A 25173-nucleotide genomic window follows, 5' to 3' on the forward strand; every position below is an offset into this window, starting at 1 on the left:
CAGGCCGGCCGGGTCGGCGACTACTACGAGTACGACGCCGGCGGCGCGCTCAAGAGCAGCAGCACGCGCTACTGGGACAACGACAGCCTGCTGATGCAGGAGCACGACAACCAGGCCAACACCGGCACCATCACCTATCGTCTGAACGACGGCACGGTCGACTTCACCGAGACCTACGGCGAGGCGACCACGGTCAAGACCAGCTACGACTACGTCTGGTTCGACGGCGCCAAGCAGACCCAGATCATGGTCCAGGCCAGCAACCAGAGCGTGAAGAACTGGGCGCCCGGATTCTCGCGCTACGTCTACGACGAACAGGGCCGGATCAAGCTCGCCTACGACCAGGCCGGCAACCGCGGCTTCGCCTACCCTGATGCCTCTCTTGAACGCGAGCGAAGCGGCGAGTTTTTCATTAAGCGGTCTGCAGAGGCTGCCGTTGGGCACGCCCACATCCACATTCACGGGCGACGACAAGACCGCATTGCGAATACTGCAAGGACAGAAGGACGTATACATGAATATCGTCCCCCTGTTAAGGATCTACGACAAGTACGGAGCCGATGCGGCGGCTCACGCGGCTCGTGAGATCTTCCCGAACGAGAGCATCGGCGAGTTGGTCGCGAAATCTTACGGAGCGCGCGCGGACGTTCGCAAACTGGATTTGCGGCAGGAGATGCCGAGGCGCGGACTGCGGGGCAATGGTCGGCCGCAAAGTTGCTTCTTTATGATGAGCAGCGCGATGTGCTGCAGCCTATATACGATCATCTGGGCGTGAATGCGCTTTTTAAGGGGAGTCAGTGGCTGCTCGGGAATGCGGAGGGTAAGTTGGGTGCGGGCTATGTCGTCAATGTGAAGCCGGACATCAAGATTGTTCCCCGCGACGGGTGCAAATCCAATGACTTCACCAAGTTTCCGTCTCGCTGGCAGGTCGCGGAGCTGATCCGATCTCGTTCGCCAGGATAAATTCGAATGCGAAGCGGGCAGCAAAAAATCACTGGTGGCCTCAGGTGAATCCTGGATAAGAGAAATCGTCAGAAATGAAAAAATCTATTCTCAGTTCGCTAGTGATTCTGATGGCAGCGGTGATGTATTTATCTTTTCGCGAGGCGGCGCCCATGCCCAATGCAAGTGTCCGGGTCGAGGTCGGCGATAGTCTGGAAAAATTCAAGTCGGCCCAAATCAGCGGAGCTATTGGGCCGGCAGACGTGGCCTGCACGCCGGCGCAGACGTGCATGGTAATGAAGACCTTCGATCCGCAGGTCACTATTACGGGGGGCGACGCGCGGGCTATAGACGGCGTTCGTTACTTTGGGGTGCAGTCTGAGAACGGCTTGATAACTCAGGTCGATGGCGGCACATCGTTGCTGACGCTGGATGAGGCTATCGCCCGCCATAAGGAATGGGCGGCTGAGTTCGAGGGCACGGGTGGATAAAGTCAGATGCGGCGATGGATAATTTTTATTCGGCCCAGGCAAAGGCGAGCTTCAGCGATTGGGCGGGTGCCAAGCGTGCGTTGTTTGAAGACAAGGAAGTAACGGGGCTCACGATTTCCAAATACATCGCGCGCGATTCGATGGCGAAAGCGAGCATATCTATCGAGCACAAGCGTGAAGATGGTGGGCCGCGTTATCCAAGCTCACCGGTCTCAAAGCTTCCGGCGGCGGAAAAAGCGTATCAGCTCACAGTTTCCATGATGCGCGCCCAATAAGTAGTTGGAGAAGGTCAAACCCGCGAACCACAGTTCGTGAGTGCTTTGCGGACGACGTCGAGTCCGCTCTGCATGCGATGCGGCAGCGCCGACGCGAATCCGAACACCAACCCGCCCCGCCCGGTCTCGCCGTATTTCGACAAGGGGTGGACGACGACTCCGGCTTCGCCGCACGCCGCGCCGACGGCGCGATCGTCCAGCCCTGCGGCGGCATCGGTAAACCGCGCCGCCACGTGCATGCCGGCGACGGCCGGGCCGAAGTCCAGCCACGGCCGTAACACCCGCGCGTGTTCCAGGAACGCCAGCCGCCGCTGGTCGTAAGCCGCCCGCGTCTTGCGCAAGTGCCGGCCGAGGTGGCCCTCCTCGATGAAGGCCGCCAGCACGCCCTGCATCAGCAACGCGGTATGGCCGTCGGCGATGTGCTTGGCGTCGACGAAGGCATCCACCAACGGTTCGGGCACGATCGCGTAGGCGATGCGCAGTGCGGGGAACAGGATCTTGTTGAAGCTACCGATGTAGATCGTCCGTCCATGCTCGTCCATGGCCTGCAGCGAGGCGATGGGCCGGCCTTCGTAGCGGTAGTCGCCGTCGTAGTCGTCTTCGAGCACGTAGGCGTCGCGCGCGTGCGCCCAGTCGAGCAGGGTACGGCGGCGCGCCAGCGAGAGCTCGACGCCGAGCGGGTATTGATGCGCGGGCGTTACGTAGGCCAAGCGCGCGTCGGGTGCGGCGGCCAGGCCCGCGGCGACATCCAGGCCGTGTTCGTCGACCGCAACGTCCGCCACCTCCAGCCCGGCGCTGCGCAGCCCATGGCGTACCGGCGGATACCCCGGCCATTCGCACCACGCGCGGTCGCCCGGATCGGCCAGGGTCTTCGCCGCGAGTTCGACCGCTTGCTGGGTGCTGGTGACGACGACCACCTGCTCGGGCGAGCAGCGCACCGCGCGCATCGCCGAGGCGTGCGCGGCGATGGCGCGGCGCAGCGCGGGCAGGCCGTTGCTGGCGCCGTAGTGCCAGTAGTCGTCGCCGCTGCGCGCGGCTTCGCGTTGCAGCAGGCGGTTCCAGGCGACGCGCGGGAACAGGTCGGTCGGCGGCAGCGATGGCGCGAAGGGCACCGAGGCGGCCGGTGCGTAGTGGCCGGGATATGCGCGCAAGGCCTCGGCGCGGCGCGAAAGCCGGCGCGGGGCGGAATCGGGGACGGCGATGCGGCTGCGCTCAGGGCGCAACGGCGGCGCGTCGCGCTCGGGCAGGCGCGCGGCGACGAAGCTGCCGGCGCCGCGGCGGCGCACGATGTAGCCGTCGGCGACGAGTTGGTCGAGCGCCCAGTCGACGGTGTTGCGGGCGACGCCGAGGTCGCGGGCCAGGGTGCGGGCCGACGGCAGGCGCGCGTCGGGCGGCAGGGCGCCGCTGCGGATCGCGGTGCGGATGCGTTCGCCGATGCGGGCATAGGCGGGCTGGCCGGCGTCGGGTTCCAGCCCGGTGACGTCGACGCTGAACACGGAGCCGGCATGTTTGGCCATGCCGATAGCGTAGCCGGCGCGGATGGGGGCCGCGCATGATGGTTGTCATGACCTCGCCTTGCCGCCGCGACGCGCGCGGGGAAACGCCGGAGCGCCGGCGCGGCGGCCGCGTTTGCGCCGCCGGTTCATGCCGCGATCCGCGTGTGCTCCATCGTCCAGTTGGTCTCCCACGCCTTGCCGTCGCGCGAGAACGCCTGTTCCCAGCGCGCGTGGTCGGCGTCGATGCGGGTCCAGATAAAGCGCACCTTGACCGGCCGGCCTTCGTCGCTGTCGTCGCCGTAGAAAGTGCCGCGGTCGCCGTCGAAACCGCCGGCCACCGGCGGGAACAACCGGCCGGTGCTGCTGTCGATCCAATACAGATACCAGCGTTTTTCGGCGAGGTTGAACACGCGTACGGTCATGCCCTGCCAGCCCTTGGTCGGGAACGCGCCTTCGTCGAGGTTGACGATGCCGCCCATGCGGCTTTCGCAGCGCAGCGAGGCGGGGAACTCGTCCCAGTCGTCGCTGCCGATCCAGCGCTGCTTGAGGCGGCGATTGCGGAACGACCAGTGGCCGACGAAGAAATCGAAGTCGCGCACGTCGCCGGTCGGCAGCGCGATGCCGCTCCCCGGCAGCGTTCTGGCGCCGGTGCCGGCGAAAGCGAGCGGCGACAGGCCCAGGACGGCGGCGCCGGCGCAAGCGTCGACGAGGACGCGGCGACGGGACGGGGAGCGGGGTGCGTGCATGCCTGCGGCTCATGGAGGCGGGGCTACACGGTGCGCGCCGCGCGAGGGCTGCGACAGGGCCATTAAGCCGCGTCGCGTCCGGCCAGGATCGCCGCTGCCGCGCGGCCATGGCGCATACTAGGGCGAGGGTTGCGCGTCGTCCGTCGGCGCGCGCCGGGCCGTCTCGCCGTCGCAAGGCGCCGCTGCTCCCTTCCGCCGCTCTTCGAACCCGAACGCCTGCGATGACCGACATCTCCCGTCTCGACCGCCTCATCGCGCAGCTGCGCGTGCACCTGCGCAAGCAGGGCGGCGCCACCGCCGCGCGGACGCAGCGCCAGGACGGCGCGCCCACGCGCGAGGCCGGGCGGCAGTCGCCGCTGCAGGCGGTGCAAGCGCTCAAGGCCGCCGGCGTGGGCGACGAGAAAGTGTTGGTCGGGCGCCTGGTCGAAGGGCTGCTGGCCGAGGAGTTCGGCGACGAGCTGGCCAATTCGGCCGAATTCCACCAGACCATCGCGGTGGTGGTCTCGGTGTTGAACGAGGACGCCGAAGCCTGGGCCTTGTGCCGGGCCTGCGTCGAGGAAGCCTGAGGGCCGCGCAGCGGCGCGTGGTTGCGCGGCGCAGGCGCCGCGCGCGCGGGCGGGTCAGCGGATCGTCGCCAGCGCGTCGAGTTCGCCGCTGCCGTTGCGGGCCGAAGCGGCTGAGGCGACAGGCGCGACGGCCGTCGTGGCCGTCGCCTCGTTCGCAGCGCTCGCGGAGGGCTTGGCAGCGGCCGCTGCGGGCGTCGCCGCCGCCATCGCCGGCAACAAGCCCCAGCGCCGCATCACGTCCTGGATCCGGCGCATGTACGCCTCGCCGATCTGCGGGGTTTCCGAGTGATACGCCGCCACCGCCTTCCAGGTGGCGCCGTACTTGTCGACCTTGCGCCGCAACAGCCACGCGCCCACGTACGCGTTGACGCAGGGATCGAACAGGCGCTCGGGGCCGATGCCGTAGCGCGAGAGTTCGCCGCCGTGCACGGTGTTGATGCCCATCAGGCCGATGTCGCGGGTGCTGTTCTTGTTGTGGTTGACCGTCTCGGGCTTCATCCGCGATTCGTGGTACGCGATCGCGCGCAGGACGTGCGGGTGCACGCCCTGGTAGCGCGCGGCGTCGTCGATGCAGTCGGCCGCGGCTGGCGCGCACGCCAGCAGCGCGGCCAGCGCCAGCGACGGCGCGCGCGCGCGCCGTTGCGGCGGAAGGCGGTACGTGCGCATGCGCAGGCTCAGTGGTCGCGACGGTCGAGGTAACCGCCGAGCAACAGGTGGCTGCCGTTGCCGGGTTCTTCGTCTTCGCCGTCGTTGGCGCCGTCTGCGACCGGCGCGTCCGGCACGGCGCCGAAGCCGGGCACCGGCGCCGGTTCGCCGGCGGCGACGATCTCGTGCGACTTCTCGATCAGCGACTGCACGAACGGCGACAGTTCGGGATGATCGCGATTGCCCTCCAGCCCGCGCTGCAGGAACGCGCGCGCCTGCTCCGGCTCGCCGGTCACTAGCAGAGTCAGGCCGCGGGCGAAGTCGCCCAGCGCTTCGTGTTCGCCGAGCTGGGTCAGCGGATGCCAGACCGCGATCGCCTGCGCCGCGCCGCGATGGCACAGCTCCAGGTAGCCGAGCATGAAACGCGCCGCGTACAGCTCCGGCGCCATCACCACCGCCTGGCTGAGGTCGGCGAAGGCTTGCGGGTAGGCGCCCTGGCTGGCGTAGACCGAGCCGCGCAGCAGCGCCAGGCGCGCGTCGGCGGGATGGCGCGATACCGCGGCATCGAGCAGCGCGAGCGCTTCGTCGTCGGAGCGTTGCATCGCCGCCTTGATCGCGTCGAGGGTGTCGTCGTCGCAGGCGATGGGGTAGCGGTCGTCTCTCATGTCGTGGTCCGCGATAGGGAATGGGATTGGATCTTTTCGCGCAGCTGGGTCAGGGCGGCGCGGTGGATCTGCGAGATGCGGCCCTTGCTCAGGCCGAGGATGCCGGCGATCTGTTCGAACGGCAGCGAGTGGAAATAGTGGTAGCTCACGACCTTGCCCATGTCCGCCGGCAAGCGCTCGACCGCCTGGCGCAGGCTGCGGCAGGTCTGCTGCCAGGCCACCGCGGCATAGCCGTCGTGGCGGTCGGCCTGCTCGCCGTCGGCGTACATGCCGGTGCCTTCGAGCATGTGGCCGATGGCCAGGCCCACCGCCAGTTCCGACAGCGCGTCGAGCTTGCGCCCGGCCGGCTTGCCGTCCTTGAGCGAACTCAGGCGGTCGCGCTGCAGCCGGCGCTTGAGCGAGATCTGCTCCTGCGCCTCGCTGAGCGCGCGCAGGCCGTCGAGCACGTTGCCGGTGATGCGCGGGGTGCAGAAGGTCTTGAAGCCCGCGCCCTGCTGCGGATCGTAGCGGTCCATCGAATCGAGCAGGCCGATGTAGGCCAGTTGCTGGTAGTCGCGGAACTCGACCTCGCGGCTGTGGCGGCCGCCGTAGATGCGCGCGGCCAGCGCCTGCGCGTACGGTTGGTAGCGCAGGAACAAGGCCTCGCGCGCCGCGGTCGAGCCGTCGCGCCGCAGCGCCGCCCACAGCGCCGCCTCCGCCGCGGGCGCGGCGTCGTCTTCGGCGGCGAGGGCGGGCGGCGAGGTCATTTGAAGCTGAGCACCACGCCCTGCAGGATCAGGCTCCAGCCGTCCACCAGCACGAACATCAGCACCTTCAGCGGCAGCGAGATCGTCGCCGGCGGAACCATCAGCATGCCCAGCGACAGCAGCACGCTCGACACCACCAGGTCGATCAACAGGAACGGCAGCAGGATCACGAAGCCGATCTGGAACGCCACGCGCAGCTCGTTGAGGATGAAGGCCGAGGTCAGCTGCAGCATGCCGACCTGCGCCGGCTCGTCCGGCAGCGGCTTGCCGGAGATCTCGTACATCAGCTTGAGTTCGTCCTCGCGCACCTGCCGCAGCATGAAGTCCTTGACCGGCGAACTGCCTTTCTCCAGCGCGACGTCGAGCGTCATCTGCCCGCTCATGAAAGGCTGGTACGCCTCGCTGTTGACCTTCTCCAGCGTCGGCAACATGGTGAATACGGTCAGCAGCAGGCCGAGGCTGATCAACACCGGCGTCGGCGGCGTCTCGGGCATGCCGAAGGCGTGGCGGATCATCGACAGCACGATGATGATGCGGATGAACGCGGTCATCGAGATCACCAGCGCCGGCACGATGCTGAGCAGGGTCAGCACGGTGGCGATGCGCACGCTCTCGCTGGTGCCGCCCTTGAGCGCGCCGAGCACGGCGCCTTGCTGGAGGAACGGATCGGGCACGGCCGGCGCCTGCGGCGGCGCGGCGGCCATCGCCGAGGCGGCGGCGAACACTCCCATCAGCAACGCCAGCAACAGCAGGCGGCGGTGGCGGACGAAGAAGGCGGTCATGGCGCGGGCGCTCCGTCGCTGGCGTCGTGGGCGGCGGTGTCGCGCGGGGCCGCGGGCGCCGCGTCCGCGCCCGGCGTCGTCGCCGAAGCGGGCAGCACGGTCACGTGCACGGCGTTGTCGCGCGTGGTCAGCAGCAGGCGCTGGTCCTGGTAGGCCAGCACGTGCACGGCCGTGCGCGGGTCCACGCGCAGGCTTTCCAACAGCGCCAGGTCGCGGGCGGGGCCGACGCTGAGCCCGCGGAAGCGCGAGCGCAGCAGGAAGATGGCGGCCACGCCCAGTCCCAGGCACAGGGCCAGCGACAGCGCGACGCGCAGGTAGTCGATCTGCATGGACATAGTCGGTATCCGGGGCCGTCCGCCGCGGCGGACGGCGCGCTCAGGCGGCGCCGAGTTCCTTGATCCGCACGCCGAAACGATCGCCGACCGCGACCACTTCGCCGCGCGCGACCACGCGTTCGTTGAGCAGCACGTTCACGTCCTGCAGCAGGTGCTGGTCCAGGGTCAGCAGCGAACCGGCCTGCAGCGCCATCAGTTCCTTGACCGTGAGCCGGGCGGTGCCGAGCTGGATTTCGACCTCGACCGCGATCTCGCCGAGCATGTCCAGCGGGATGCGCTGGCCGGGCGCGTCGGCGGCGGCGCGCTCGCCGGCGGCGGCGTGTTCGGGAAGGTCGATCTGCATGATGTCGATTTTGCTGACGCCGAGCGGGGTGTTCATGGGGTTCGCTTCTGCTGGAGGGTGGTGAGCTCGATCGAGAGCCGCTGTTGCGCGCGTCCCGGCCGGCCGTGGGCGATGGTGCGCGGCGCGGCGCCGTCGGCATGCAGGCGCAGTTCGATCGGGTCGTGCAGCGACTGCGCGGTGGTCAGCACGTCGCCGACCGCCAGTTCGCTGAGTTGCAGCGCGGTGAGCCGGCAACGGCCGAGCACCGCCGACAGCCGCACATCGTTGTCGCCGAGCGCTTCGCCGCGCGCGGCCGGCGCCGCGCGCTTGGCGGCCGGGGCGGCGCCCAGCGGCCGCGCCCAGGCCAGTTCGGCGGCGCAGTACAGGTCGAGCAGCTGCGGATCGCGCGCGGTGCCGATGCGCAGGCGCACGCCGCCGGCGGCGAAGCCGGCGTCGCTGCCGGGCAGGGCGCGTTCGAAGCCGGTGCGGGCAGCGGACGCGCCGTCGAGCAGGGCGTCGGCCAGGCGCGCGAGCAGCGCGTCGAGCATCTGCTCCTGCAGCGGCGCGATCAGCGCTTCGGGCGCTTGCGCGTCGGCCTGCGCCGACAGCGCCATCGCCACCAGCGCATGGCGCTTCCACGCGCCCGGCTCGGTCTGCGCCGCCAGCGCCGCGCCAGCGCGCCAGCAGGCGCCGCCGCCGGCGAGGGTTTGGCCGGGGGCGAACGGCTGCGCGTCGAGCACCTCGAACAGGCCGGCGTCGAGCCATTCGTCCTGCCAGGCGCGCAACGCCGGCGCGGCGCGCTCGCGCAGCCAGTCGGCGTCGGCCTGGCCGAGCGGGCGCCAGCGCGGCGCCGCGGCGGCACCGCGCGGGAAGGTATCGGCCACGGCGCTCATCCCTGGCCGCCCTTCATCTGGAACAGCTGCATGATCATCTCGTTGGCGGTGCTGATGACCTGCGAGGACGCCTGGAAGCCGCGCTGGATCAGGATCAGCCGGCCGAACTCGGTGGACAGGTCGACGTTGGACGCCTCGATCACGCCCGACGACAAGGTGCCGGCGCCCTGCTTGCTGGCGACGTAGGCCGGATCGGGCAACTGCGAGGCGTCGAATACGCCGTCGCCGAGCTGGATCAGCCGCTGCGGGTCGGCGAAGTCGGCCATCGCGACCTTGCCCAGCGTTTCCTTCTGGCCGTTGGAATAGTCGATGACCAACGCGCCGACATCGTCCACGCGCAGGCTCGACATCGTGCCGGGGCCGTAGCCGTCGGTCTTGGCGACCTTGAGGTCGGAGTTGACCGTGGGCCCGAAGACATAGCCGATGTTCGCGAAGTCCAGGGTCACCTCGCTGGTCATGCCGTTGCCGGAGGTCACCCGGATCGCGACCTTGTCCGCGCCCGGCTCGATGGTGGCGTTGATGAAGCGGATCTCGCCCTGGCCGATGGTCTTGTTGTCCTTGTCGATCAACGCCACCTGCCAGCGCGCGGAGTTGTTGCCCAGCGGCGGCGAGATCAGGTCGCGGGTGATCTTGACCGTGGTGGTTATCTTGGTCCCGGACGCGTCGTACATCTCGACGTTGGCGATCGAGAAGGTTTCCGGCGTGGTGCCGGTGGGCGGGTTGTTGCCGCCGCCGGGATTGTTGGGATTGACGTTGGACTGCAGCCTGCCTTCGATCTTCACCGAGCTGGTCGGCTTGGCCGGACTGGTGCGCAGCTTGTCGATCAGGATGTTGTCGAGCTTGCCGTCGGCGCCGAGCGTGGTCAGCTCCATCTTGCTGCCTTTCTCGCGCACGATGCCGTCGTCGTCGACGACGAACTGGCCGGTGCGCGCGTAGCGCACCTTGCCGTCCTGGAGCAGGGCCAGGAAGCCGGAGCCGTCGATGCCCAGGTCGAGCTGGCCGTCGCTGCGGCGGATCTCGCCCTGCTTGAAGTTGAGCGCGCCGTAGCCGTACTCCACGCCGCTGCCGCCGCTGGCCACGCGCGCCGAATCCGGGCCCTGGCCGAAGAAGCGCTGGCCGTAGTACAGGTCGGAGAAGCGCGGCGTGGTGGTCTTGTAGCCGGGCGTGTTGAGGTTGGCGACGTTGTTGCTGATGGTCTGCAGACCCTTGGAATGGGCGGTCAGGCCGCTCATGCCGATGTAGATGCTGTCGAGCATGTCGGTGGCTCCTTCAGCGCACTTGCACGATCTGGGACAGGGAGGCGTTGGCGAGGAACTCGCCGCCGGCGGTGGTGATGGTCAGTTCCGGCGCGCCGTTCTTGAACGAGACGTTCTTGACCACGCCCGACACCAGCGCCTCGCCCTGCTGCACGTCGACGCTGCGGCCGAGCAGGCCCAGGGTCTGGGTCGCCGATTGCACGCCCAGCAGCTGGTCCATCTTGTCGGTGAGCTGGCGGCTCTGCTCCAGCGAGGTGAACTGGGCCAGCTGCGAGACGAACTCGAAGTTGTCGACCGGCTTGAGCGGGTCCTGGTAGGTCAGCTGGGTCAGGATGATCTGCAGCAGCGACTGCATGTCCAGGCCCAGCGAATCGATGCGCTGCGAGGTGCCGACGCTGCCGCCGCCGCCGCTGATGGGACTAATCGCCATGTGGTGTTTCCCCTTGGAAAAGGCTTGCGTCGGTTCCGTTGATGGTCAGGCGCATCAGGCTGGCGCCGTGTTCGTGCAGCACCCGCGCCAGCGCGCGCTTGAGCAGGTCCGCGTCCAGCGGGCGGTCCTCGCGCAGGCGCAGCGCCAGGCCGAAGCCGCCGGGCGCGGCGAGCAGGCTCAGGCGGTCGCCGGCGGATTCCTCGCGTGGCGGCGCGGCGCTGGCGTGGAAGACGCGGGCGGCCTCGTCGGCGCCGGCGTCGCCCGGTCCGGCCGCTGCGCCCGCGCGGGCGGGCGGCGGCGCGACTAAGGCCGCGAAGGCGACGCCGCTGCCGTTGCCGCGCGCCGCCGCCGGCACGGCGACGGCCGCGGCCGCGGCGCTGGCTTCGACGATGTCGCGCAGGCCGTACTGCGGTTGCGGTTCGATGCCGCCCGCGGGCAGGCCGGGATCGCGCAGATGGGCGAGCGGGCGCACCACCGCCGGCGCGGCGGCGGCGAGCGGCGCACGCGCGCCGATCCGCGGCGCGGGCGCCGCGCCCGGCGCGTCGCCCGCGGCGGCGCCGGACCACATGTCCTGCTCCAGCCGTTGCACCAGCTGTTGGAACGGCCCGCGCTCCTGGCCGCGCGGCGCCGCGCCGGCGGCGGGCGCCGGCAACGGCGGCGAAGGCGGTGCGGAAATCTTCATGGCGCAGCTCCCTGGGCGTGTCGCGATGTCGCTTCGTGCAGCAAGGCGTTGTGCCGTTCCAGCGCGGCATCGCCGAGTTTTTCTTCGCGCTTGCGCGCCAGCGCGGCGCGCTCGCGCGCGGCGTCTTCGTCGCTGCGTTCGGATTGGGTGCGCAGGCGCAGCAGTTCGCGCGCGAACGCGTCGACGGCGTCTTGCGCCTGCCGGCGCGCCGTCTCGTTTTCGTCGCAGCGGCGCTGGGCGTCGCCGGCGAGCGAGCGCCAGCCGGCGATCGCGGCCAGATCCAATCCGGCGCCGCGCTCCAGCGCGGCCCGCCATTGGGCCTGGATGCCGTCGCGCTCGCTCAGACCGGCCTGGCAGGCCTGTTGCGCGCGCTGCAATTCGCGGCGCAGGCCGGCGGCGTGCAGCTGCGCCTGGTCCAGGCGCACGCGCTGCAGCTGGGCGATGGCTTCGAGCTGGCCCAGGCGTTCGCGGTTCATCGTCCGCCGCCTTCGCCGGCGGCGAGCAGCGCGCGCAGGCGCTCGACGCTGCCGGCGGCCTCGTCGGCCTGGCCGCTGTCCTGGCGCAGGAAGTCGATCAGCGCCGGACGCGTGCGCAGGGCGCGGTCGAGTTCGGGATTGGCGCCGGCGGCGTACAGGCCGGATTCGACCAGGGTGCGCGAGCTTTCGTACAGCGACAGCTGGGCGATCGCGGTCTTGGCCGCGGCGCGATGCTCCGGCGCGGTCACCTGGGCGAACACGCGGCTGATGCTGCGCGGCACGTCGATGGCCGGATAGTGGCCTTGCTCGGCCAGCGCGCGGGTCAGCACGATGTGGCCGTCGAGCAGGGCGCGCAAGGTTTCGGTCATCGGATCGTCGATGTCGTCGCTCTCGGCCAGCACCGTCATCAGCGCGGTGATCGCGCCGCCCTGGCGCAACGCGCCGCAGCGTTCGATCACCTTGGGCAGGGCCGAGAACACGCTCGGGGTGTAGGCGCGGATGGTCGGCGGCTCGCCCGCGGCCAGGCCGATCTCGCGCAAGGCCAGCGCGTAGCGGGTGATCGAATCCAGCAGCAGCAACACGTGCTTGCCCTGGGCACGGAAGTATTCGGCCAGCGACAGCGCCGCGAGCACGCTGCGCGCGCGCAGGATCGCCGGCTGGTCGGAACTGGCGACCACCATCACCGAGCGTCGGCGCGCGGCTTCGTCGAGCGAATGGCGCCAGAAATCGTCGGCTTCGCGGCCGCGCTCGCCGACCAGGCACAGCACGCACACGTCGGCCTGGACCTGGCCGGCGAGGTCGGCCAGCAGCGTGGTCTTGCCGACGCCGCTGCCGGCGAAGATGCCGGCGCGCTGGCCGACGCCGAGGGTCAGCAGCGCGTCGATCGCGCGCAGCCCGCTGTGCAGCGGCGCGCGCGGCGACAGCCGGTCCAGCGCCGAGCTCGCCGCGCCGGCCAGCGGCCAGTCGCGCTCGCATTCGGCGATGGCGCCGCCGCCGTCGAGCGGCGCGCCCATCGGATCGACGATGCGGCCCAGGTAGCCCGGGCCGACCGGGATGGTCGCGCCGACGCGCAACGCTTCGACGGCGTCGCCGACGTGCGCGCTGGACACCGCGCCGTACGGCGCCAGGGTGATGCGGCCGGTCTCGACCTTGGCCACTTCGGCCAGCAGTTCCTGGCCGCCGCCCGCGCGCACCCGGCACAGCGAGCCCAGCGGCAGGCCGGGGCCGTCGGCCTCGATGAAGGTCGGCATTATCCGGGTCACGGTGCCGAGCCGGGTCGCGGTATCGACCCGGCCGATGGTGTCGAGCAGCGCGCGCAAGGCCATGTCAGCCGCGCTCCCGCAATTGCGCGAACGCCGCGTCCAGGCGTTCGCGTTGCGCCGGCAGGCCGAGGTCGAGGCGGCCGAGCTTGAGCCGGACGACGCAGCTGCCGGCGGCGCGGGAGGGATCGGCGTCGATCCGGCACGGCGGCAGCGCGGCGTAGCGCGACAGCGCGGCGCGCAGCGCCGGCTGGTCGGGGAAATCGGCATCGGGGAAGTCCTGGCTGGAGACTTCCACCGCCAGCACGCTGTCGCGGTTCAATGCGGACAGGTGATGGGCGAGCGTGCGCGCGACCAGTTCGGCGTGCAGCGAACCGTCGCCGACGATCCGCGCCAACGCCGCCTGCGCCAGTTGCAGCGACCAGTCGCGGGCGACCTCGACGAGCTGCGTTTCCAGGCGCTGCCGGGCGCCTTCGACGGCTTCGGTCAGCGCCTGCACGCGTTCGTCGTAGCGCTGTTGCGCGGCGGCTTGGCCGGCTTGCTCGCCGTGCGCGCGGCCGCGTTCGAAGGCCTGCTTCTCGCGGGTCTCGGCGGCCTTGGCCTGGCTCGCCGACTGCGCCTGCGCGGCGGCCAGGGCCTGTTCGAGCTCGGCGATGCGCAGGGCCTGCGGGTCGGGCGCGGCCGCAGTCGCCGGCAATGCCGCGGGTGCGGGATCGCGCAGGGTCGAGCGGCGCTCGCCGCTGACCGCGACGGTGCCGGCCTTGATCACGCCGCCCGACGACGCGCCGCTCATGCGCGCGCGCTCCGCCGCCACAGCCGCGACAGGCCGCGCGGCGCGGCTTCAGCCGGCGCCTGGACCGGTGCGGGCGCGGCTTCGCGCGCGGCCGCCAGCGCCGCGGCGTTCAAGGCGCGACGCGCGGCCGGACGCAGCCGCAGCGGCGCGGCCGCGGCGCGCAGGCTTTCGCGCCCGGCCGGGTCCGGCAACGCCTGCAACGCCGCTTCGCGCGCGGGCGCATCGAAGCTCGCCAGCACGCTGGCGGCGACGGTTTCGGGCAACTGCGCCAGGTAGTGTCCGAACGCCGGCGGAAGCGCCGCGGGCGCCGCATCGCCCTCCGCCCGCGGCGCGGCCGCCAGCGCGCCCAGCGCCGACTCCGGCAGCGAGCCGCTGGCTTCGGCCAGCAGCGGCCGCAACTGCGCCTGTTCGCGCGGATCGAGTTGCGACCAGATCGCTTCGATGTCTTCGATCGAACACTGGCTGAGCCGGCCGACGGTGCGGCGCAGCTCGCGCTCGGACTTGGCGCGCGCGGGGTCGGTGCGGATCGGTTCAAGGCCGGACATGCGCGTCTCCCTGGTCGTGCAGCAGCCGCTTCAGGCGCGCGGCGAACTGGTCGCGTTCGTGGTCGCTGAGCCGGCGCGGCGCCGGCCCGCGCCGGCGCAGCGCGCGCCAGGCGACGCCGCCGACCAGCAGCAACGCGCCGGCCGCGCCGAGCAGGGCCGCGTCCTTGGCCGCGAACGCCGCGGATATGGCCGCAGCGGGCGCGGCCGGCTGCGCGCGCGGCGTCGCCAGCGCGGGCAGCGCCGCCACCGGTGCAGCCATCGCCGCCACCGGCAGGGCCGGGTCGCGGACCACGATCGACACCACGTCGCCGCGCTTGCCGTCGATGCCGGCCGAGGCCGCAACTACCGCCTGCACCTTCTCCACCACTTCGGCGGGTTGCTCGCGTTCGAGCACGATCGCCACGCTGAGCCGGCGCACCGTGCCCGGCGCGCTGACGATCTGCTCGAGCACGCGGTTGGTGCGCACCGGCGCGGCCGGCGCCGCCGCCGACGCGGGCAGCGGCGGCAGCGGATCGGCGGCGCCCGGCGCGGCGGCGGCGCCGGCCACCGCGGGCAGCGGCGGCAGCGCGCGCGGCGTCGCTTCGGCCGCCGGCGCGACGCCGGTCTCGCGGGTGGTCTGGACCTGGTCGAAGTTGATCTCGGCGTTGACGCTGACGGTGGCGCCGGTCTCGCGCAGCACCCGCGCCAGCTGCTCGGAGATCTTCTTCTCGTAGCTGCGCTCGATCGCCTGCTTGAGCGCGAACTTGGGATCGGACACCTCGCCGATCTCGTCGGCGGTGGCGGCCGCGCCGCGCTGGTCGAGCACGATCACATCGCCCGGCGCCATCCCCGGCACCGAGGCGGCGACCAGTTTCTGGATGCCGCGGATGCTGTCCTCGCCCAGCGGCGCGCTGCCCTTGGGGAAGATCGTCACCGACGCCTTCGGCTTGACCTGGTCGCGGCGGAAGATCGACGACTCCGGCAGGGTCAGGTGCACCCGCGCCATGTCCACTTCTTCCAGCGACATCAGCGTGCGCGCGACCTCGCCCTGCAGCGCGCGCTGGTAGTTCACCTTCTGCGCGAACTCGGTCAGGCCCAGGTCGGAGTCCTTGAACAGCTCCAGGCCGACCACGTCCTGCAGGCGCAGGTCGGCGCTGCCGAGCTTGATCCGCGCGGCCTTGGACTCGCCTTCCGGCACCAGGATGGCGTTGGCGGCTTCGTCATAGCGGTAAGGGATCTTCTCCTTCTCCAGCTCCTTCACCACCGCCGCCGCGTCCAGCGGCTTGAGCCCGCGGAACAGCACGATGTAGTTCGGGCGCAGCATCAGGTAGCCGCCGAGCAGCAAGGCGAAGATCAGCAGCGACAGCGCGACGGCGACCAGGATCTGGCGCTGGCGCGGGTCGCCGGGAAGGCGCGAGAGCAAGCCTTCGGATGCGGGAGATTGAGTGGCGGTATCCATGTCAGAGCTGCATGCGCATCAGTTCTTGGTAACCCTCGACCAGGCGGTTGCGCACCTGCAGGGCGAAATGCAGCGACATGCGCGCCTCTTCCAGCGCGAGCATGACCTGGTGCGGCGGCGCCTGGCCGTCGAGGGCGAAGGCCTGCACGGCGCTTTCGGCGGCCTGCACCGAGGCATCGGCGTGCATGAGGTTGGCCAGCAACATCGAACCGAAGTCCTGGCCGGCGGCCGGCGGGGCGGCCGCCGCTGCGGCGGCCTGGGGCGCGGCGACGGCCGCTTGGGCCGCGCTCAGCGCGGCGATGGCGTCGATGCTCACGGGCTGTTGCCTCCGATGTCCATGGCGCGCATGAACATGCTGCGCGCGGAGTTGTACATGACCACGTTGGCCTCGTAGACGCGCTGGGTCTGCACCATCAGCGCCATCTCGCCGGCGTGGTCGACGCCGGGGTAGGCGACGTTGCCGTCGCGGTCGGCCAGCGGGTTGGCCGGTTCGTGCACGATCCGCGGCGGCGCGGCGGTGGCCTGCACGCCGTAGCTGCGCACGCCGGCGAGCGCGCCCGGCGCGTGCACGGTGTAGCCGCGCGCGGCGTCGCCGAGCGCCTGCTCGAAGCCCGAGGCCGCGTTCGGCCCGGACACCAGCCGCACGGGTTGGTAGCCCTCCACGCCGGCGCCGCGCGCCGAGCTGGCGTTGGCCAGGTTCTGCGCGATCACTTCCATGCGCAGGCGTTCGACGTCCATGCCGGAGCGGGCGATGGCGAAAAGCGTATCGCTCATGGCCGTCAGCTCCCGCGGATCGCCAGCTGCTGGATCTGCAGGCTGCGGTTGAGCATGCCGATCAGCATCGCGTAGCGCGCCGAGGTCTCCGAGGCGATGGCGACTTCCTGGTCGATCTTGACGCTGCGCTCGGCCGGGTCGGCCGATGCCGCCACCGACGGCTGCAGCGCGGCGAGTTCGGCGGCGCGCTGCTGCGGCGCCAGCGCGGCGGTGGCGTGGGCCAGTTCCTGCAGCTGCCCTTCGAAGCTCACCCGCACCGGCACGAAGCCGGGCGAGGAGGCGTTGGCGACGTTGTGCGCGGTGGCGATCTCGCGCAGGTGCAGGCCGTCCAGGGCCTTGCTTACGATCGCTTCGAGTACCGGCGATGTCATGGTGTTCCCCTGTGGGTTGGTGCGGCGATGGCGTTGGGTTACTGGACGACCAGGTCGGCGTGCAACGCGCCGGCGGCCTTGATCGCCTGGAGGATCGCGATCACGTCGCGGGTGCCGACCCGCGCGCGGGCGAGGCTGGCGACGAGCTCGGCCACCGTGGTCTGCTTGTAGGTCTGGGCGACGCGCTGGCCGCTGTCGTCCACGTCCAGGCGGCTGTTGCCGACGATCAGGCTGCGCACCGAATCGTCGGCGACGCCGATGAAGTTGGGCTGCGAGGCGGTGTATTCGGTGTCGATCGACACGCGCAGGTCGCCGTGCGAGATCGTCACCGGCGAGATGCGGGTGTCGCCGCCGGCGGCGACGGTGCCGGTGCGTTCGTTGATGATGACCCGCGAGGCCACGTCGGGCACCACCGACAGCGCCTCGATCGAGGCGACGAAGGCGTTGAGCCGGCCCGGGTCCTGCGGCGCGCGGATGCGCACGGTTTCCGGGTCCAGCGACACCGCGGCGCCGGCGCCGAAGGCCTGGTTGATGCGCGCAGCGATGCGCTCGGACGTGACCGCGTCGCTGTTCTTGAGCACGTAGTCCACCCGGCCGTCGCGCGCGGCGATCTGCGCGCGCACCGGCACCTCGACCGTACCGCCTTCGGAGACCACCCCGACCGTGGGATGGTTCTTCTGCCGCAGGTTGCCGTTGCCGTCGAAGCGGTAGCCGCCGACGGTGACCGGGCCCTGCGCCAGCGCGTAGGTGCGTTTGTCCGGGCCGCGCAGCGCGCTCATGATCAAGGTGCCGCCGGCGATGCTGCGCGCGTCGCCGGTGGAGGTGACGTTGACGTCGATCTTGTCGCCGATGTTGGACGTGGCCGGCAGCGTTGCGGTGATCATCACCATCGCCACGTTGCGGCTCTGGATCTGATCGAGCGGCACGGTCAGGTCGAACTGCGAGAGCAGGTTCTGCATCGCCTGGCGGGTGGCCTGGTTGCGCGGCGCGTCGCCCGAGCCGGCCAGGCCGGTGACGATGCCGTAGCCGACCAGCATGTTGTCGCGGCGGCCGAGGAAGCGGCCCAGGTCCTTGAGCCGGACCGAACCGGCGGCGGCGTCTTCGGCCGCGCATGCGGCGGGCGCGGCGAAGGCCAGCGCGACGGCGAGGGCGAGCGCGGCGAGGGTGTGTCTGGCGAGGGCGAAGTTCGGATTCATGAGGTTCACCACAGGCCCAGCCAGCCGAGGATGCGCGGGATCAGGCCGGGCTTGGTGCGGTCGCTGACGTAGCCGTCGCCGGTGTAGTCGATGCGCGCATCGGCGATGCGGCTGGACAGCACGGTGTTGTTCTGGCCGATGTCGTTGGGGCGGACCTTGCCGGTCAGGCGGATCTGGGTCTTCTCGCCGTTGATGTTGATGCGCTGCTCGCCGGAGATGGCGAGGTCGCCGTTGGGATAGGTGCCGGTGACGGTGGCGCTGATCTGCGCGAGCAGGTTGCCCGAGCGCTGGATCTGGCCGCGCCCGCCGTAGCGGTCGCCCAGGCCGACGCTGAAGTCGGAGCTGGTGTCGCCCAGGGTCTTGATGTTGCCGCCGATGGCGACGTCGGTCTTGGTGGTGGTGTCGGCGGTGTTGCGCGCGCTGGAGTTCTCGTAGACCAGGATGGTGACGAGGTCGCCGACGCGCTGGGCGCGGCGGTCGGAGGTCAGCGGCTGGAAGGTTTCCTCGCGATACAGGTCGGCGGCGATGGCGGGCCCGGCGACGGGCGCGGCGATCGACAGGACGAGCAGCGCGCCGGCCAGCGGTGCGCGGTTGCGGCGGTTCATGGCGTTTCCCCGGGGCCGGACGAAGACGAAGGAGACAAAGGCGAAACAGACGAAGACGCAGGCGCGGAGGCGGGTTCGGCGGCGGAAGCCGGCGCGGTCACGACCGCGCCGTCGGCGAGGGCGACGCGCACCGGCGCGCCGGCCTTGCTGTCGCGCGCGGCGACGCCGCCGCGCGATAGTGCGATGGCGCCGTCGCGGTAGATGAGCGCGACCTTGTCGCCGCGGCGCAGATCGGCGAGCAGGGTCGGCGCGACCGGCGCGATCGCCGCGCCGGCGGCGAGATCGGCCGGCGCGCGCACCAGCCCGGCGTCGCGGTCGTAGTGCGCGCGCAGCACGGTGTCCTCGCGGCCGCAGCGCTCGCGGCGCAGGTCGGCGGCGACGAAGGCCTGGCCGCGCGCGACCGCGCGCAGCACGCGCATGCAGTCGCGTGCTCCCGCGGGTTGCGGCGCGGCGGCGTCGGATGCTGCCGCGCGCGGCGCGCTGGCGTCGGCGGCAACGGCCGCGGCGGCGCTGTCGACGCGGTCCAGGCGCACGCCCGCGATCGCCGCCGCCGGCGCGCCGGCGAGGACGAGCAGCAGCGCGGCGCGCAGGCGCGGCGAAGACGGCAGGGGCGCGACGGCGGCCATGCTCAGCGCTTGAGCCCGTTGGCGATGCCCATCAGCTCGTCGCCGATCTGCACCAGCCGCGCGCTGGACGCGTAGGCGCGCTGGTAGATCATCAGGCTGACCATCTCGTCGGCGAGCTTGATGTTGGAGGCTTCGCTGAACCCTTGCGCGACCAGCCCGGCCTTGTCCTCGCCCGGCACCGAGCGGGTCACCGACAGCGCGTCGTCGGGCAGCGCGTACAGGCCGTCGCCGAGCGATTCCATGCGCTGCAGGTCGGACGGCACCGCCAGCTCGATCTGGCCGATCTCCACCGGAATGCGCTCGTTGCGGATCGTGGCGGTGACCGCGCCGGTCTTGGAAATGTGGATCGCCTCGGCGTCGGCCGGCACCGCGATCATCGACGCCAGCGGCAGCCCGTTGGCGGCGGCGAGGAAGCCGTCGGCGCCGATGCGCAGGGTGCCGCCGCGCCACAGCGTGGTGCGGCCGTCGCCGCCGGCCAGTTCCAGGAAGCCCTCGCCCTGCACGGCGATGTCCATGTCGTTGCCGGTCGGGCGCAGGTCGCCCTGGGCGAACACGTGCAGGGTCGGGTTGGCCATGACCCCGGCGGAGACGCGCTTGACGCTGTCGGCGTCGCTGGCGCCGGCGGCATCGGCGCTGAGCAACTCGGAGAACGACACCGTGCCGCGCTTGTAGGCGGCGGTGTTGATGTTGGCCACGTTGTTGGCCACCGTCTCCACCGCCTTGCCCTGCGCGTCCAGGCCGGTCGCGCCGATATAGAAAATTCCGTTCATCGCTTACATGCCTCCGAGGCGTTGCAGTGCGCTGCCGACCATGTCGTCGTAGGCATGGACGAGCTTCTGTGCGGATTCGATGCGGCGCATCGCTTCCATGATCTGGACCATGTCGTCGCCGACCGAAACGTTGGCCGCTTCCAGGTAACCCTGCTGCACGGCGCTGGCGAGCGCCGCGCCTTGCGCGCCGGGCTGGCGTTCGCTCATGCGCGCATCGTCCGGCGCGGCGAAGGCGTTGCCGCCGGCGCGGGTGAGGCGTTCGATCTGGTCGAACTCGACCAGCCGCACCGCGCTGGCCGGATTGCCGGCGTCGACCACGGTGCCGTCGCGCTCGAGCTTCCAGTCCTCGCCCGACACGCTCACGTCGCCGCCGCCGGCGGCCTGCAGGCGCCAGCCCTGCGCGGTGACCAGGCGGCCTTCGCCGTCGCGGTGCAGCGCGGCGGTGCGCGCGTAGACGAAACCGCGCTCGGTCGCCAACTGCAGGAAGCCCGGGCCGGTCACGCTGAGGTCGTAGGGGTTGCCGGTGTGCTGCAGCTTGCCGGCGGCGAAATCGGTCGCGCGCTGCATCGCGCGGGTCGCCGCCGGCGCCTGCGCCGCGCCTTCGCGCAGCGCCGGTTCCGGCTCCGGCGCGACGCCGGCGGCGGCGTCGAGCGCCTGCTGCTGCAGTTGCTGCGCGGCCTGCGCGCCGAGCACGCTGTGGAAGGCGAGTTCGCGCTTGAAGCCGGGCGTGGCGACGTTGGCGATATTGTTGGCCGAGACCTCCACGCGCTGGGATTCGCGCGCGATCATCTGGGTGGCCGTCAGCATCAGGTTGTCCATGGCGATCCTCAGGCGGCGACGGGTTTGAAGGAGACGGGCGCGGCGGGCGCGGGCGCGGGCGCATCGGCCGGCGCCGGCGGCAGCTCGGCGCCGACGGTGCCGAACGAGGTCAGGCTGATCGAATGCGGGATCTCGCTCATCGACAGCACCGCCAGGCGCGGGGCGACGCGGCGACTGAACTGGCGCAGCGCGCGGCGGATCTCCGGCCGGCACAGCAGCGCCGGCGACAGGTTCTTGCGCATCATCGCTTCGTTGAGCTTGAGCAGCCGCGCCAGGAAGCTCTCGGCCAGGCGCGGATCGAGCACGAAGCCGTGGCTGGCGTCGCCGGCCTGGGCCAGGCTCTGCAGCATGCGGTTCTCCACCGCCGGATCCAGGGTCAGCACCGACAGCGTGTCGCGCTCGCCCTGCAGCGCGCGGCAGATGCCGTGGCCCAGGCGGCGGCGGATCGCCTCGACCAGCCGCGCCGGGTCCTTCTCGTGGCGGCCGCTGTCGGCCAGCACCTCGACGATCAGGTCGATGTTGCGGATCGACACGCTCTCTTCCAGCAGCCCTTGCAGCACGTGCTGCACGTCGCTGACCGCGAGCACGTTCGGCACCAGTTCCTCGACCAGCCCCGGCTGGCGCGCGCGCACGCTCTCGAGCATGGCCATGGTCTCGGCGCGGGTCAGCAGGCTGGCGATGTTGGCCTTGATCACCTCGATCGCGTGCGTGGTCAGCACCGTCACCGGATCGATCGGGGTGTAGCCGAGCTGGCGCGCCTGCGCGGCCTGTTCGTTGTCGATCCACACCGCCGGCAGGCCGAACGCCGGGTCCTTGGTGGCGACGCCGGCGAGCTTGCCGGCCTTGTCCGAGGCGTGGATCGCCAGGGTCTTGTCGGCGTGCACGGTGGCGTCGGCGTAGCGGTCGCCGAACAGGTAGATGCGGTAGTCCTCAGCGCCGGGCATCGCTTCCTCGCGGAAGGTCACCGCCGGCACGCTCACGCCCATGTCCTTGGAATAGTGCTTGCGGAACGAGGCGATGCGGTCGGTCAGCACGCTGCGCATCGGCAGCCAGGCCGCGGCCAGGGCCGGGCCGAATGCGATCTCGATCGGCGCCACCGCGCCGGCCGCGGCGGCGTCGGCCGGCGCGTCTTCGGCTTCGGCGGCCGGCTCGCTCTTGGCGGCGCGCTGGATCTTGCGCAGCAGCAGCCAGATCGCCAGCGCCACCGCCGCCAGGATCGGCAGCGGCCACTTCGGCATGCCCGGCAGCAGCAACAGCCCCATCAGCGCCAGCACCACCATCAGCTGGATCTTCGGGAAGCGCACCATCTGCCGCACCACTTCGGCGCTGAGCTCGTTGTCGGACGAGGAGCGGGTGACGATGATGCCGGTGGCGACCGAGATCACCAGCGCCGGCACCTGGGTGACGATGCCGTCGCCGATGGTCAGCAGGGTGAAGGTGCGCAGCGCGTCGTGCCACTGCATGCCCATCTGCGCCACGCCGACCGCCCAGCCGCCGAAGATGTTGATCAGCAGGATCACGATGCCGGCGATGGCGTCGCCCTTGACGAACTTGCTGGCGCCGTCCATCGAGCCGTAGAAGCCGGCTTCCTTTTCCAGTTCCTTGCGCCGGCGCTTGGCCTCGTCCTGGTCGATCAGGCCCATGTTGAGGTCGGCGTCGATGCTCATCTGCTGGCCGGGCATCGCGTCGAGCACGAAGCGCGCGGCCACTTCCGACACGCGCTGGGCGCCGGCGGTGACGACCACGTACTGGACCACGATCAGGATGAAGAACACGATCAGGCCGATGACGTAGTTGCCGCGCACCACGAAGTCGCCGATCGAATGGATCACGTTGCCGGCATCGGCGCCGGACATGATCAGGCGGGTCGCGGCGATGTTCAGCGCCAGCCGGAACAAGGTGGCGATCAGCAGCAACGAGGGGAACGTGGAGAAGTCGACCGGGCGGGCGACGTAGAACGTCATCAGCAGGATCGACAGGGCGAAGGCGAAGTTGACCAGGATCAGCAGGTCCAGCAGCGCCGGCGGGATCGGGATGAACAGGATCAGCAGGATGCCGAGCACCGCGCCGACCAGGGCCAGGTCGGCGTGGCGGCCGAGCTTGCCGAGCCAGGTCTTGGAGGCGAGCGCGGTCATGCGCGCGCCTCCGCGCCGCGGCGCAGGCGCAGGTACAGCTGGGCCACGTCGCGGTACAGCCCGTCGGGCACCTCGCGTTCCAGCGGAGTCTTGTGGAACAGCTGCCGCGCCAGCGCGCGCGATTCGACCACCGGCACGCCGTAGACGAAGGCCAGCTTGCGCAGGCGCAGGGCGAACTCGCCGGAACCCTTGGCGACGATGGTGGGTGCAAGCATCTTGGTCGGCTCGTACTTCAGCGCGATGGCGTAGTGGGTGGGGTTGGTGACCAGCACGTCGGCGCCGCGCACGTTGCGCATGCTCTGCGCGCGCTGCAGCAGTTCGCGCGCCAGCTGCTTGCGCCGCTGCTTGATGCGCGGGTCGCCTTCGCGCTGCTTGTGTTCCTGCTTGACCTCGTGCTTGCTCATGCGCATGCGCCGGGCGAACATGCGCCGCACCAGTATCTGGTCGATCGCGGCGAACACCGCCGCGGCGAACAGGAACCACAGCAGCAGCTTCAGGCCGAGCGAGGACAGCGACAGGGCGATGCCGGCGGCGTTGCGGTCGGCGTCGGCCAGGGTGCGCGCGACCTGCCAGATCAGCAGCAGGCACAGGCCGCTGTAGACCAGCATCTTGAAGCAGGCCTTGGCCGCTTCGATCAGGGTCTGCAGCGAGAACACCCGCTTGAGGCCCTGCATCGGGTTGAGCTTGGACGGGTCGGGCTTGACCGCGGCCGGCGCGAACAGCAGGCCGGTCTGGGCCAGGCTGGCGACCAGCGCGCCGAGCGCGATCACGCCGATCAGCGGCGCGATCGCGGCGACGGTCTCCAGCATCAGCCGCTGCAGCCAGTGCAGCAGCGCGCGGCCGCCGCCGTCGAGCGCGGCGGCTTCGGCCAGCGCGCGCGCGTTGAGCGCGCCGAGGCGGGCGAACAACAGGTCGCCGCGCACGTACAGATAGCCGGCCGCGCAGGCCAGCGCCACCACCAGGCCCAGTTCCTGGCTCTTGGCGATCATGCCCTTCTTGCGCGCCTGCTCGAGCTTGTACGGCGTGGCCTGTTCGGATTTGTTGAGGTCGCTCTCGCTCACGGCGCGCCTCCCGGGCCGAGCGCGGCCATGAAGTCCAGCGCGTGGCGGATCAGCCGCAGCGCCACCGGCGCCAGCAGGCCGGCGGAGAGCGTCAGCATCACCAGGGTGGCGATGGTCTTGACCTGCAGCCCGAGCATCAACGCGTTCATCTGCGGCAGCGCGCGCGAGAGCAGGGCGATGGTGAGGTCGATCAGGAACAAGGTGACGGTGACTGCGGCGATCGCGCCGAACGCGGTGCTCATCAGCAGGCCCAGGTAGCCGATCAGGGCCTGCGGCGTGCCGGCCATCACCGGCAAGCCGATCGGCATGGCGTGGGCGCTGGCGGCCAGCACCCGCACCAGCTCCAGGTGGCCGTTGCTGGCGAAGAAGATCGCCGCCGCGGCCAGCGAGAAGATCGTGCCGAACAGCGGCGACTGCGCGCGCGTGGACGGGTCGATCACCAGCGCCAGGCCGTAGCCGGCCTGCACGTCGAGCACGCGCCCGGCGAAGGACAGCGCGGCGAAGGCCATCTGCAGCGCCACCGCGAAGGTCAGGCCGATCAGCACTTCCGACAGCGCCGACAGCACGAACGCGCCTTCGCTCGCCGGCAGCGCCATCGGCAGCACCGGCGCCAGCAGCGCGGCCAGCGCCAGCACCAGGCACACCCGCACCCGTTGCGGCACGCGCACCAGCGAGAACGGCGGCGACAGCACGAACACCGGCCCGATCCGCAGGGTCAGCAGGGCGATCGCGGCGACATAGGCGTTCATCGCGTCAGCCCAGGTTGGCGATGCTCTTGAACAGCTCGGTGGCGAAACCGGTGAGCCGTCCGAGCATCCAACTGCCGAGCACGACCACGATCACCACCGCCACGCCCAGCTTGGGCACGTAGCTCAGGCTCATCTCCTGCAATTGGGTCACCACCTGCACGATGCTGATCAACACGCCGACCAGCAGCGTCGCGATCAGGATCGGCGAGGCGATCAGGAAACTGTTCCAGAACAGCTGTTCCATCAGCTGCAGCGCTTGGTCGGCCGACATGGGTCCCCCTGTG

The 25173-nt window shown here is 70.9% G+C and carries 33 protein-coding genes; 4 read left to right on the forward strand and 29 right to left on the reverse strand.

Annotation, left to right across the window (positions count from 1 at the left end):
* From BLV01_RS26435 to BLV01_RS25750, 3 genes are all read left to right on the forward strand, one after another.
* Nucleotides 1–585 (forward strand): hypothetical protein (locus BLV01_RS26435; protein ID WP_175486148.1); only part of this gene is annotated, 585 nt, incomplete at its 5' end.
* A gap of 452 nt (nucleotides 586–1037) precedes the next feature.
* The gene (locus tag BLV01_RS20410; RefSeq protein WP_139178933.1) at nucleotides 1038–1433 is read left to right on the forward strand and encodes a hypothetical protein; all 396 of its coding nucleotides are present in this window, start codon (nucleotides 1038–1040) and stop codon (nucleotides 1431–1433) included.
* A 14-nt stretch (nucleotides 1434–1447) separates the two neighbouring features.
* A complete protein-coding gene (locus BLV01_RS25750) occupies nucleotides 1448–1708 on the forward strand; it encodes a hypothetical protein (RefSeq protein ID WP_139178936.1) in 261 nt (86 codons plus the stop codon).
* Nucleotides 1709–1722: 14 nt separating this feature from the next.
* Here BLV01_RS25750 and BLV01_RS20415 read toward each other — a convergent pair whose 3' ends face one another.
* Nucleotides 1723–3225 (reverse strand): MocR-like pyridoxine biosynthesis transcription factor PdxR, encoded by a 1503-nt coding sequence (locus BLV01_RS20415; RefSeq protein WP_091804399.1) that lies wholly within the window; start codon nucleotides 3223–3225, stop codon nucleotides 1723–1725.
* Nucleotides 3226–3350: 125 nt separating this feature from the next.
* On the reverse strand, nucleotides 3351–3950 hold the full coding sequence (locus BLV01_RS20420) for a hypothetical protein (RefSeq protein WP_217633550.1): 600 nt from the start codon (nucleotides 3948–3950) through the stop codon (nucleotides 3351–3353).
* A 221-nt stretch (nucleotides 3951–4171) separates the two neighbouring features.
* Here BLV01_RS20420 and BLV01_RS20425 point away from each other — a divergent pair, with 221 nt between their 5' ends.
* The gene (locus BLV01_RS20425; RefSeq protein WP_091804402.1) at nucleotides 4172–4516 is read left to right on the forward strand and encodes a hypothetical protein; all 345 of its coding nucleotides are present in this window, start codon (nucleotides 4172–4174) and stop codon (nucleotides 4514–4516) included.
* Between the two features lie 54 nt (nucleotides 4517–4570).
* Here the strand turns inward: BLV01_RS20425 and BLV01_RS20430 are convergent, their stop codons facing one another.
* The 27 genes from BLV01_RS20430 to BLV01_RS20560 are packed head-to-tail and all read right to left on the reverse strand — an operon-like array spanning nucleotide 4571 to nucleotide 25160.
* On the reverse strand, nucleotides 4571–5182 hold the full coding sequence (locus BLV01_RS20430; RefSeq protein WP_091804405.1) for a lytic transglycosylase domain-containing protein: 612 nt from the start codon (nucleotides 5180–5182) through the stop codon (nucleotides 4571–4573).
* An 8-nt stretch (nucleotides 5183–5190) separates the two neighbouring features.
* Entirely contained in the window at nucleotides 5191–5826 is a 636-nt protein-coding gene (locus BLV01_RS20435) for a tetratricopeptide repeat protein (RefSeq protein ID WP_091804408.1), read from the reverse strand.
* The gene (locus BLV01_RS20440; RefSeq protein ID WP_217633551.1) at nucleotides 5823–6572 is read right to left on the reverse strand and encodes a sigma-70 family RNA polymerase sigma factor; all 750 of its coding nucleotides are present in this window, start codon (nucleotides 6570–6572) and stop codon (nucleotides 5823–5825) included. Before BLV01_RS20440 ends, BLV01_RS20435 begins: the two co-directional genes overlap by 4 nt.
* A complete protein-coding gene (fliP, locus tag BLV01_RS20445; RefSeq protein ID WP_217633552.1) occupies nucleotides 6569–7354 on the reverse strand; it encodes a flagellar type III secretion system pore protein FliP in 786 nt (261 codons plus the stop codon). Before fliP ends, BLV01_RS20440 begins: the two co-directional genes overlap by 4 nt.
* On the reverse strand, nucleotides 7351–7689 hold the full coding sequence (locus BLV01_RS20450) for a hypothetical protein (RefSeq protein WP_139178939.1): 339 nt from the start codon (nucleotides 7687–7689) through the stop codon (nucleotides 7351–7353). Before BLV01_RS20450 ends, fliP begins: the two co-directional genes overlap by 4 nt.
* 40 nt (nucleotides 7690–7729) lie before the next feature.
* On the reverse strand, nucleotides 7730–8068 hold the full coding sequence (locus tag BLV01_RS20455; protein WP_091804414.1) for a FliM/FliN family flagellar motor switch protein: 339 nt from the start codon (nucleotides 8066–8068) through the stop codon (nucleotides 7730–7732).
* Complete coding sequence (locus BLV01_RS20460; RefSeq protein ID WP_139178942.1) at nucleotides 8065–8895, reverse strand: FliM/FliN family flagellar motor C-terminal domain-containing protein; 831 nt, start codon at nucleotides 8893–8895, stop codon at nucleotides 8065–8067. The genes BLV01_RS20455 and BLV01_RS20460 overlap by 4 nt, the downstream gene beginning before the upstream one ends.
* Nucleotides 8896–8900: 5 nt before the next feature.
* A complete protein-coding gene (locus tag BLV01_RS20465) occupies nucleotides 8901–10160 on the reverse strand; it encodes a flagellar hook-basal body complex protein (RefSeq protein WP_091804420.1) in 1260 nt (419 codons plus the stop codon).
* Between the two features lie 13 nt (nucleotides 10161–10173).
* Nucleotides 10174–10590: a flagellar hook capping FlgD N-terminal domain-containing protein gene (locus BLV01_RS20470; RefSeq protein ID WP_091804423.1), complete on the reverse strand. Its 417-nt coding sequence runs from the start codon at nucleotides 10588–10590 to the stop codon at nucleotides 10174–10176.
* Nucleotides 10580–11272, reverse strand: coding sequence for a hypothetical protein (locus tag BLV01_RS26440; protein ID WP_091804426.1), 693 nt, complete (start codon nucleotides 11270–11272; stop codon nucleotides 10580–10582). Before BLV01_RS26440 ends, BLV01_RS20470 begins: the two co-directional genes overlap by 11 nt.
* The gene (locus BLV01_RS20480; protein ID WP_091804428.1) at nucleotides 11269–11748 is read right to left on the reverse strand and encodes a hypothetical protein; all 480 of its coding nucleotides are present in this window, start codon (nucleotides 11746–11748) and stop codon (nucleotides 11269–11271) included. Before BLV01_RS20480 ends, BLV01_RS26440 begins: the two co-directional genes overlap by 4 nt.
* Nucleotides 11745–13073, reverse strand: coding sequence for a FliI/YscN family ATPase (locus tag BLV01_RS20485; RefSeq protein WP_091804431.1), 1329 nt, complete (start codon nucleotides 13071–13073; stop codon nucleotides 11745–11747). The genes BLV01_RS20480 and BLV01_RS20485 overlap by 4 nt, the downstream gene beginning before the upstream one ends.
* Nucleotide 13074: 1 nt before the next feature.
* Nucleotides 13075–13800: a FliH/SctL family protein gene (locus BLV01_RS20490; protein WP_139178951.1), complete on the reverse strand. Its 726-nt coding sequence runs from the start codon at nucleotides 13798–13800 to the stop codon at nucleotides 13075–13077.
* Complete coding sequence (locus BLV01_RS20495; RefSeq protein WP_091804437.1) at nucleotides 13797–14345, reverse strand: hypothetical protein; 549 nt, start codon at nucleotides 14343–14345, stop codon at nucleotides 13797–13799. The genes BLV01_RS20490 and BLV01_RS20495 overlap by 4 nt, the downstream gene beginning before the upstream one ends.
* Entirely contained in the window at nucleotides 14332–15783 is a 1452-nt protein-coding gene (gene fliF / locus BLV01_RS20500) for a flagellar basal-body MS-ring/collar protein FliF (RefSeq protein WP_091804440.1), read from the reverse strand. Before fliF ends, BLV01_RS20495 begins: the two co-directional genes overlap by 14 nt.
* Before the next feature lies 1 nt (nucleotide 15784).
* Entirely contained in the window at nucleotides 15785–16099 is a 315-nt protein-coding gene (fliE, locus tag BLV01_RS20505; RefSeq protein WP_217633553.1) for a flagellar hook-basal body complex protein FliE, read from the reverse strand.
* Complete coding sequence (gene flgC, locus BLV01_RS20510) at nucleotides 16096–16557, reverse strand: flagellar basal body rod protein FlgC (protein ID WP_091804444.1); 462 nt, start codon at nucleotides 16555–16557, stop codon at nucleotides 16096–16098. Before flgC ends, fliE begins: the two co-directional genes overlap by 4 nt.
* A gap of 5 nt (nucleotides 16558–16562) precedes the next feature.
* On the reverse strand, nucleotides 16563–16928 hold the full coding sequence (locus tag BLV01_RS20515; protein WP_091804447.1) for a flagellar basal body rod protein FlgB: 366 nt from the start codon (nucleotides 16926–16928) through the stop codon (nucleotides 16563–16565).
* A 38-nt stretch (nucleotides 16929–16966) separates the two neighbouring features.
* The gene (locus BLV01_RS20520) at nucleotides 16967–18124 is read right to left on the reverse strand and encodes a flagellar basal body P-ring protein FlgI (protein ID WP_091804450.1); all 1158 of its coding nucleotides are present in this window, start codon (nucleotides 18122–18124) and stop codon (nucleotides 16967–16969) included.
* A gap of 5 nt (nucleotides 18125–18129) precedes the next feature.
* Nucleotides 18130–18729: a flagellar basal body L-ring protein FlgH gene (locus BLV01_RS20525; protein WP_091804453.1), complete on the reverse strand. Its 600-nt coding sequence runs from the start codon at nucleotides 18727–18729 to the stop codon at nucleotides 18130–18132.
* Nucleotides 18726–19355 (reverse strand): hypothetical protein, encoded by a 630-nt coding sequence (locus BLV01_RS20530; protein WP_091804456.1) that lies wholly within the window; start codon nucleotides 19353–19355, stop codon nucleotides 18726–18728. The genes BLV01_RS20525 and BLV01_RS20530 overlap by 4 nt, the downstream gene beginning before the upstream one ends.
* A 2-nt stretch (nucleotides 19356–19357) precedes the next feature.
* Nucleotides 19358–20125, reverse strand: coding sequence for a flagellar hook-basal body protein (locus BLV01_RS20535; protein ID WP_091804459.1), 768 nt, complete (start codon nucleotides 20123–20125; stop codon nucleotides 19358–19360).
* A 3-nt stretch (nucleotides 20126–20128) separates the two neighbouring features.
* Complete coding sequence (locus BLV01_RS20540; RefSeq protein WP_091804462.1) at nucleotides 20129–20944, reverse strand: flagellar hook-basal body protein; 816 nt, start codon at nucleotides 20942–20944, stop codon at nucleotides 20129–20131.
* 8 nt (nucleotides 20945–20952) lie between these two features.
* Complete coding sequence (locus BLV01_RS20545) at nucleotides 20953–23079, reverse strand: flagellar biosynthesis protein FlhA (protein WP_091804464.1); 2127 nt, start codon at nucleotides 23077–23079, stop codon at nucleotides 20953–20955.
* Entirely contained in the window at nucleotides 23076–24140 is a 1065-nt protein-coding gene (locus tag BLV01_RS20550; protein ID WP_091804467.1) for an EscU/YscU/HrcU family type III secretion system export apparatus switch protein, read from the reverse strand. Before BLV01_RS20550 ends, BLV01_RS20545 begins: the two co-directional genes overlap by 4 nt.
* Nucleotides 24137–24889, reverse strand: coding sequence for a flagellar biosynthetic protein FliR (locus tag BLV01_RS20555; protein WP_091804470.1), 753 nt, complete (start codon nucleotides 24887–24889; stop codon nucleotides 24137–24139). The genes BLV01_RS20550 and BLV01_RS20555 overlap by 4 nt, the downstream gene beginning before the upstream one ends.
* Before the next feature lie 4 nt (nucleotides 24890–24893).
* Entirely contained in the window at nucleotides 24894–25160 is a 267-nt protein-coding gene (locus BLV01_RS20560; protein ID WP_057949191.1) for a flagellar biosynthetic protein FliQ, read from the reverse strand.
* Between the last annotated feature and the right edge of the window lie 13 nt (nucleotides 25161–25173).

This window comes from Lysobacter sp. yr284 (genome assembly GCF_900107375.1).
Taxonomy (GTDB): domain Bacteria; phylum Pseudomonadota; class Gammaproteobacteria; order Xanthomonadales; family Xanthomonadaceae; genus Lysobacter.

Excerpts from the sequence above, each read along its gene's own strand:
- BLV01_RS20430 (WP_091804405.1), bottom strand. The coding sequence starts at position 5,182 with ATGCGCACGTACCGCCTTCCGCCGCAACGGCGCGCGCGCGCGCCGTCG.
- BLV01_RS20415 (WP_091804399.1), bottom strand. The coding sequence starts at position 3,225 with ATGGCCAAACATGCCGGCTCCGTGTTCAGCGTCGACGTCACCGGGCTG.
- BLV01_RS20545 (WP_091804464.1), bottom strand. The coding sequence starts at position 23,079 with ATGACCGCGCTCGCCTCCAAGACCTGGCTCGGCAAGCTCGGCCGCCAC.
- BLV01_RS20440 (WP_217633551.1), bottom strand. The coding sequence starts at position 6,572 with ATGACCTCGCCGCCCGCCCTCGCCGCCGAAGACGACGCCGCGCCCGCG.
- BLV01_RS20490 (WP_139178951.1), bottom strand. The coding sequence starts at position 13,800 with ATGAGCGGCGCGTCGTCGGGCGGCGTGATCAAGGCCGGCACCGTCGCG.
- BLV01_RS20470 (WP_091804423.1), bottom strand. The coding sequence starts at position 10,590 with ATGGCGATTAGTCCCATCAGCGGCGGCGGCGGCAGCGTCGGCACCTCG.
- BLV01_RS26440 (WP_091804426.1), bottom strand. The coding sequence starts at position 11,272 with ATGAAGATTTCCGCACCGCCTTCGCCGCCGTTGCCGGCGCCCGCCGCC.
- BLV01_RS20485 (WP_091804431.1), bottom strand. The coding sequence starts at position 13,073 with ATGGCCTTGCGCGCGCTGCTCGACACCATCGGCCGGGTCGATACCGCG.
- BLV01_RS20535 (WP_091804459.1), bottom strand. The coding sequence starts at position 20,125 with ATGAACGGAATTTTCTATATCGGCGCGACCGGCCTGGACGCGCAGGGC.
- BLV01_RS20425 (WP_091804402.1), top strand. The coding sequence starts at position 4,172 with ATGACCGACATCTCCCGTCTCGACCGCCTCATCGCGCAGCTGCGCGTG.
- fliP (WP_217633552.1), bottom strand. The coding sequence starts at position 7,354 with ATGACCGCCTTCTTCGTCCGCCACCGCCGCCTGCTGTTGCTGGCGTTG.
- BLV01_RS20420 (WP_217633550.1), bottom strand. The coding sequence starts at position 3,950 with ATGCACGCACCCCGCTCCCCGTCCCGTCGCCGCGTCCTCGTCGACGCT.
- BLV01_RS20495 (WP_091804437.1), bottom strand. The coding sequence starts at position 14,345 with ATGTCCGGCCTTGAACCGATCCGCACCGACCCCGCGCGCGCCAAGTCC.
- BLV01_RS25750 (WP_139178936.1), top strand. The coding sequence starts at position 1,448 with ATGGATAATTTTTATTCGGCCCAGGCAAAGGCGAGCTTCAGCGATTGG.
- BLV01_RS20465 (WP_091804420.1), bottom strand. The coding sequence starts at position 10,160 with ATGCTCGACAGCATCTACATCGGCATGAGCGGCCTGACCGCCCATTCC.
- BLV01_RS20560 (WP_057949191.1), bottom strand. The coding sequence starts at position 25,160 with ATGTCGGCCGACCAAGCGCTGCAGCTGATGGAACAGCTGTTCTGGAAC.
- BLV01_RS20525 (WP_091804453.1), bottom strand. The coding sequence starts at position 18,729 with ATGAACCGCCGCAACCGCGCACCGCTGGCCGGCGCGCTGCTCGTCCTG.
- BLV01_RS20540 (WP_091804462.1), bottom strand. The coding sequence starts at position 20,944 with ATGGACAACCTGATGCTGACGGCCACCCAGATGATCGCGCGCGAATCC.
- BLV01_RS20520 (WP_091804450.1), bottom strand. The coding sequence starts at position 18,124 with ATGAATCCGAACTTCGCCCTCGCCAGACACACCCTCGCCGCGCTCGCC.
- BLV01_RS20435 (WP_091804408.1), bottom strand. The coding sequence starts at position 5,826 with ATGAGAGACGACCGCTACCCCATCGCCTGCGACGACGACACCCTCGAC.
- BLV01_RS20450 (WP_139178939.1), bottom strand. The coding sequence starts at position 7,689 with ATGTCCATGCAGATCGACTACCTGCGCGTCGCGCTGTCGCTGGCCCTG.
- BLV01_RS20515 (WP_091804447.1), bottom strand. The coding sequence starts at position 16,928 with ATGACATCGCCGGTACTCGAAGCGATCGTAAGCAAGGCCCTGGACGGC.
- BLV01_RS20530 (WP_091804456.1), bottom strand. The coding sequence starts at position 19,355 with ATGGCCGCCGTCGCGCCCCTGCCGTCTTCGCCGCGCCTGCGCGCCGCG.
- flgC (WP_091804444.1), bottom strand. The coding sequence starts at position 16,557 with ATGAGCGATACGCTTTTCGCCATCGCCCGCTCCGGCATGGACGTCGAA.
- BLV01_RS20455 (WP_091804414.1), bottom strand. The coding sequence starts at position 8,068 with ATGAACACCCCGCTCGGCGTCAGCAAAATCGACATCATGCAGATCGAC.
- fliF (WP_091804440.1), bottom strand. The coding sequence starts at position 15,783 with ATGGATACCGCCACTCAATCTCCCGCATCCGAAGGCTTGCTCTCGCGC.
- BLV01_RS20555 (WP_091804470.1), bottom strand. The coding sequence starts at position 24,889 with ATGAACGCCTATGTCGCCGCGATCGCCCTGCTGACCCTGCGGATCGGG.
- BLV01_RS20480 (WP_091804428.1), bottom strand. The coding sequence starts at position 11,748 with ATGAACCGCGAACGCCTGGGCCAGCTCGAAGCCATCGCCCAGCTGCAG.
- BLV01_RS20410 (WP_139178933.1), top strand. The coding sequence starts at position 1,038 with ATGAAAAAATCTATTCTCAGTTCGCTAGTGATTCTGATGGCAGCGGTG.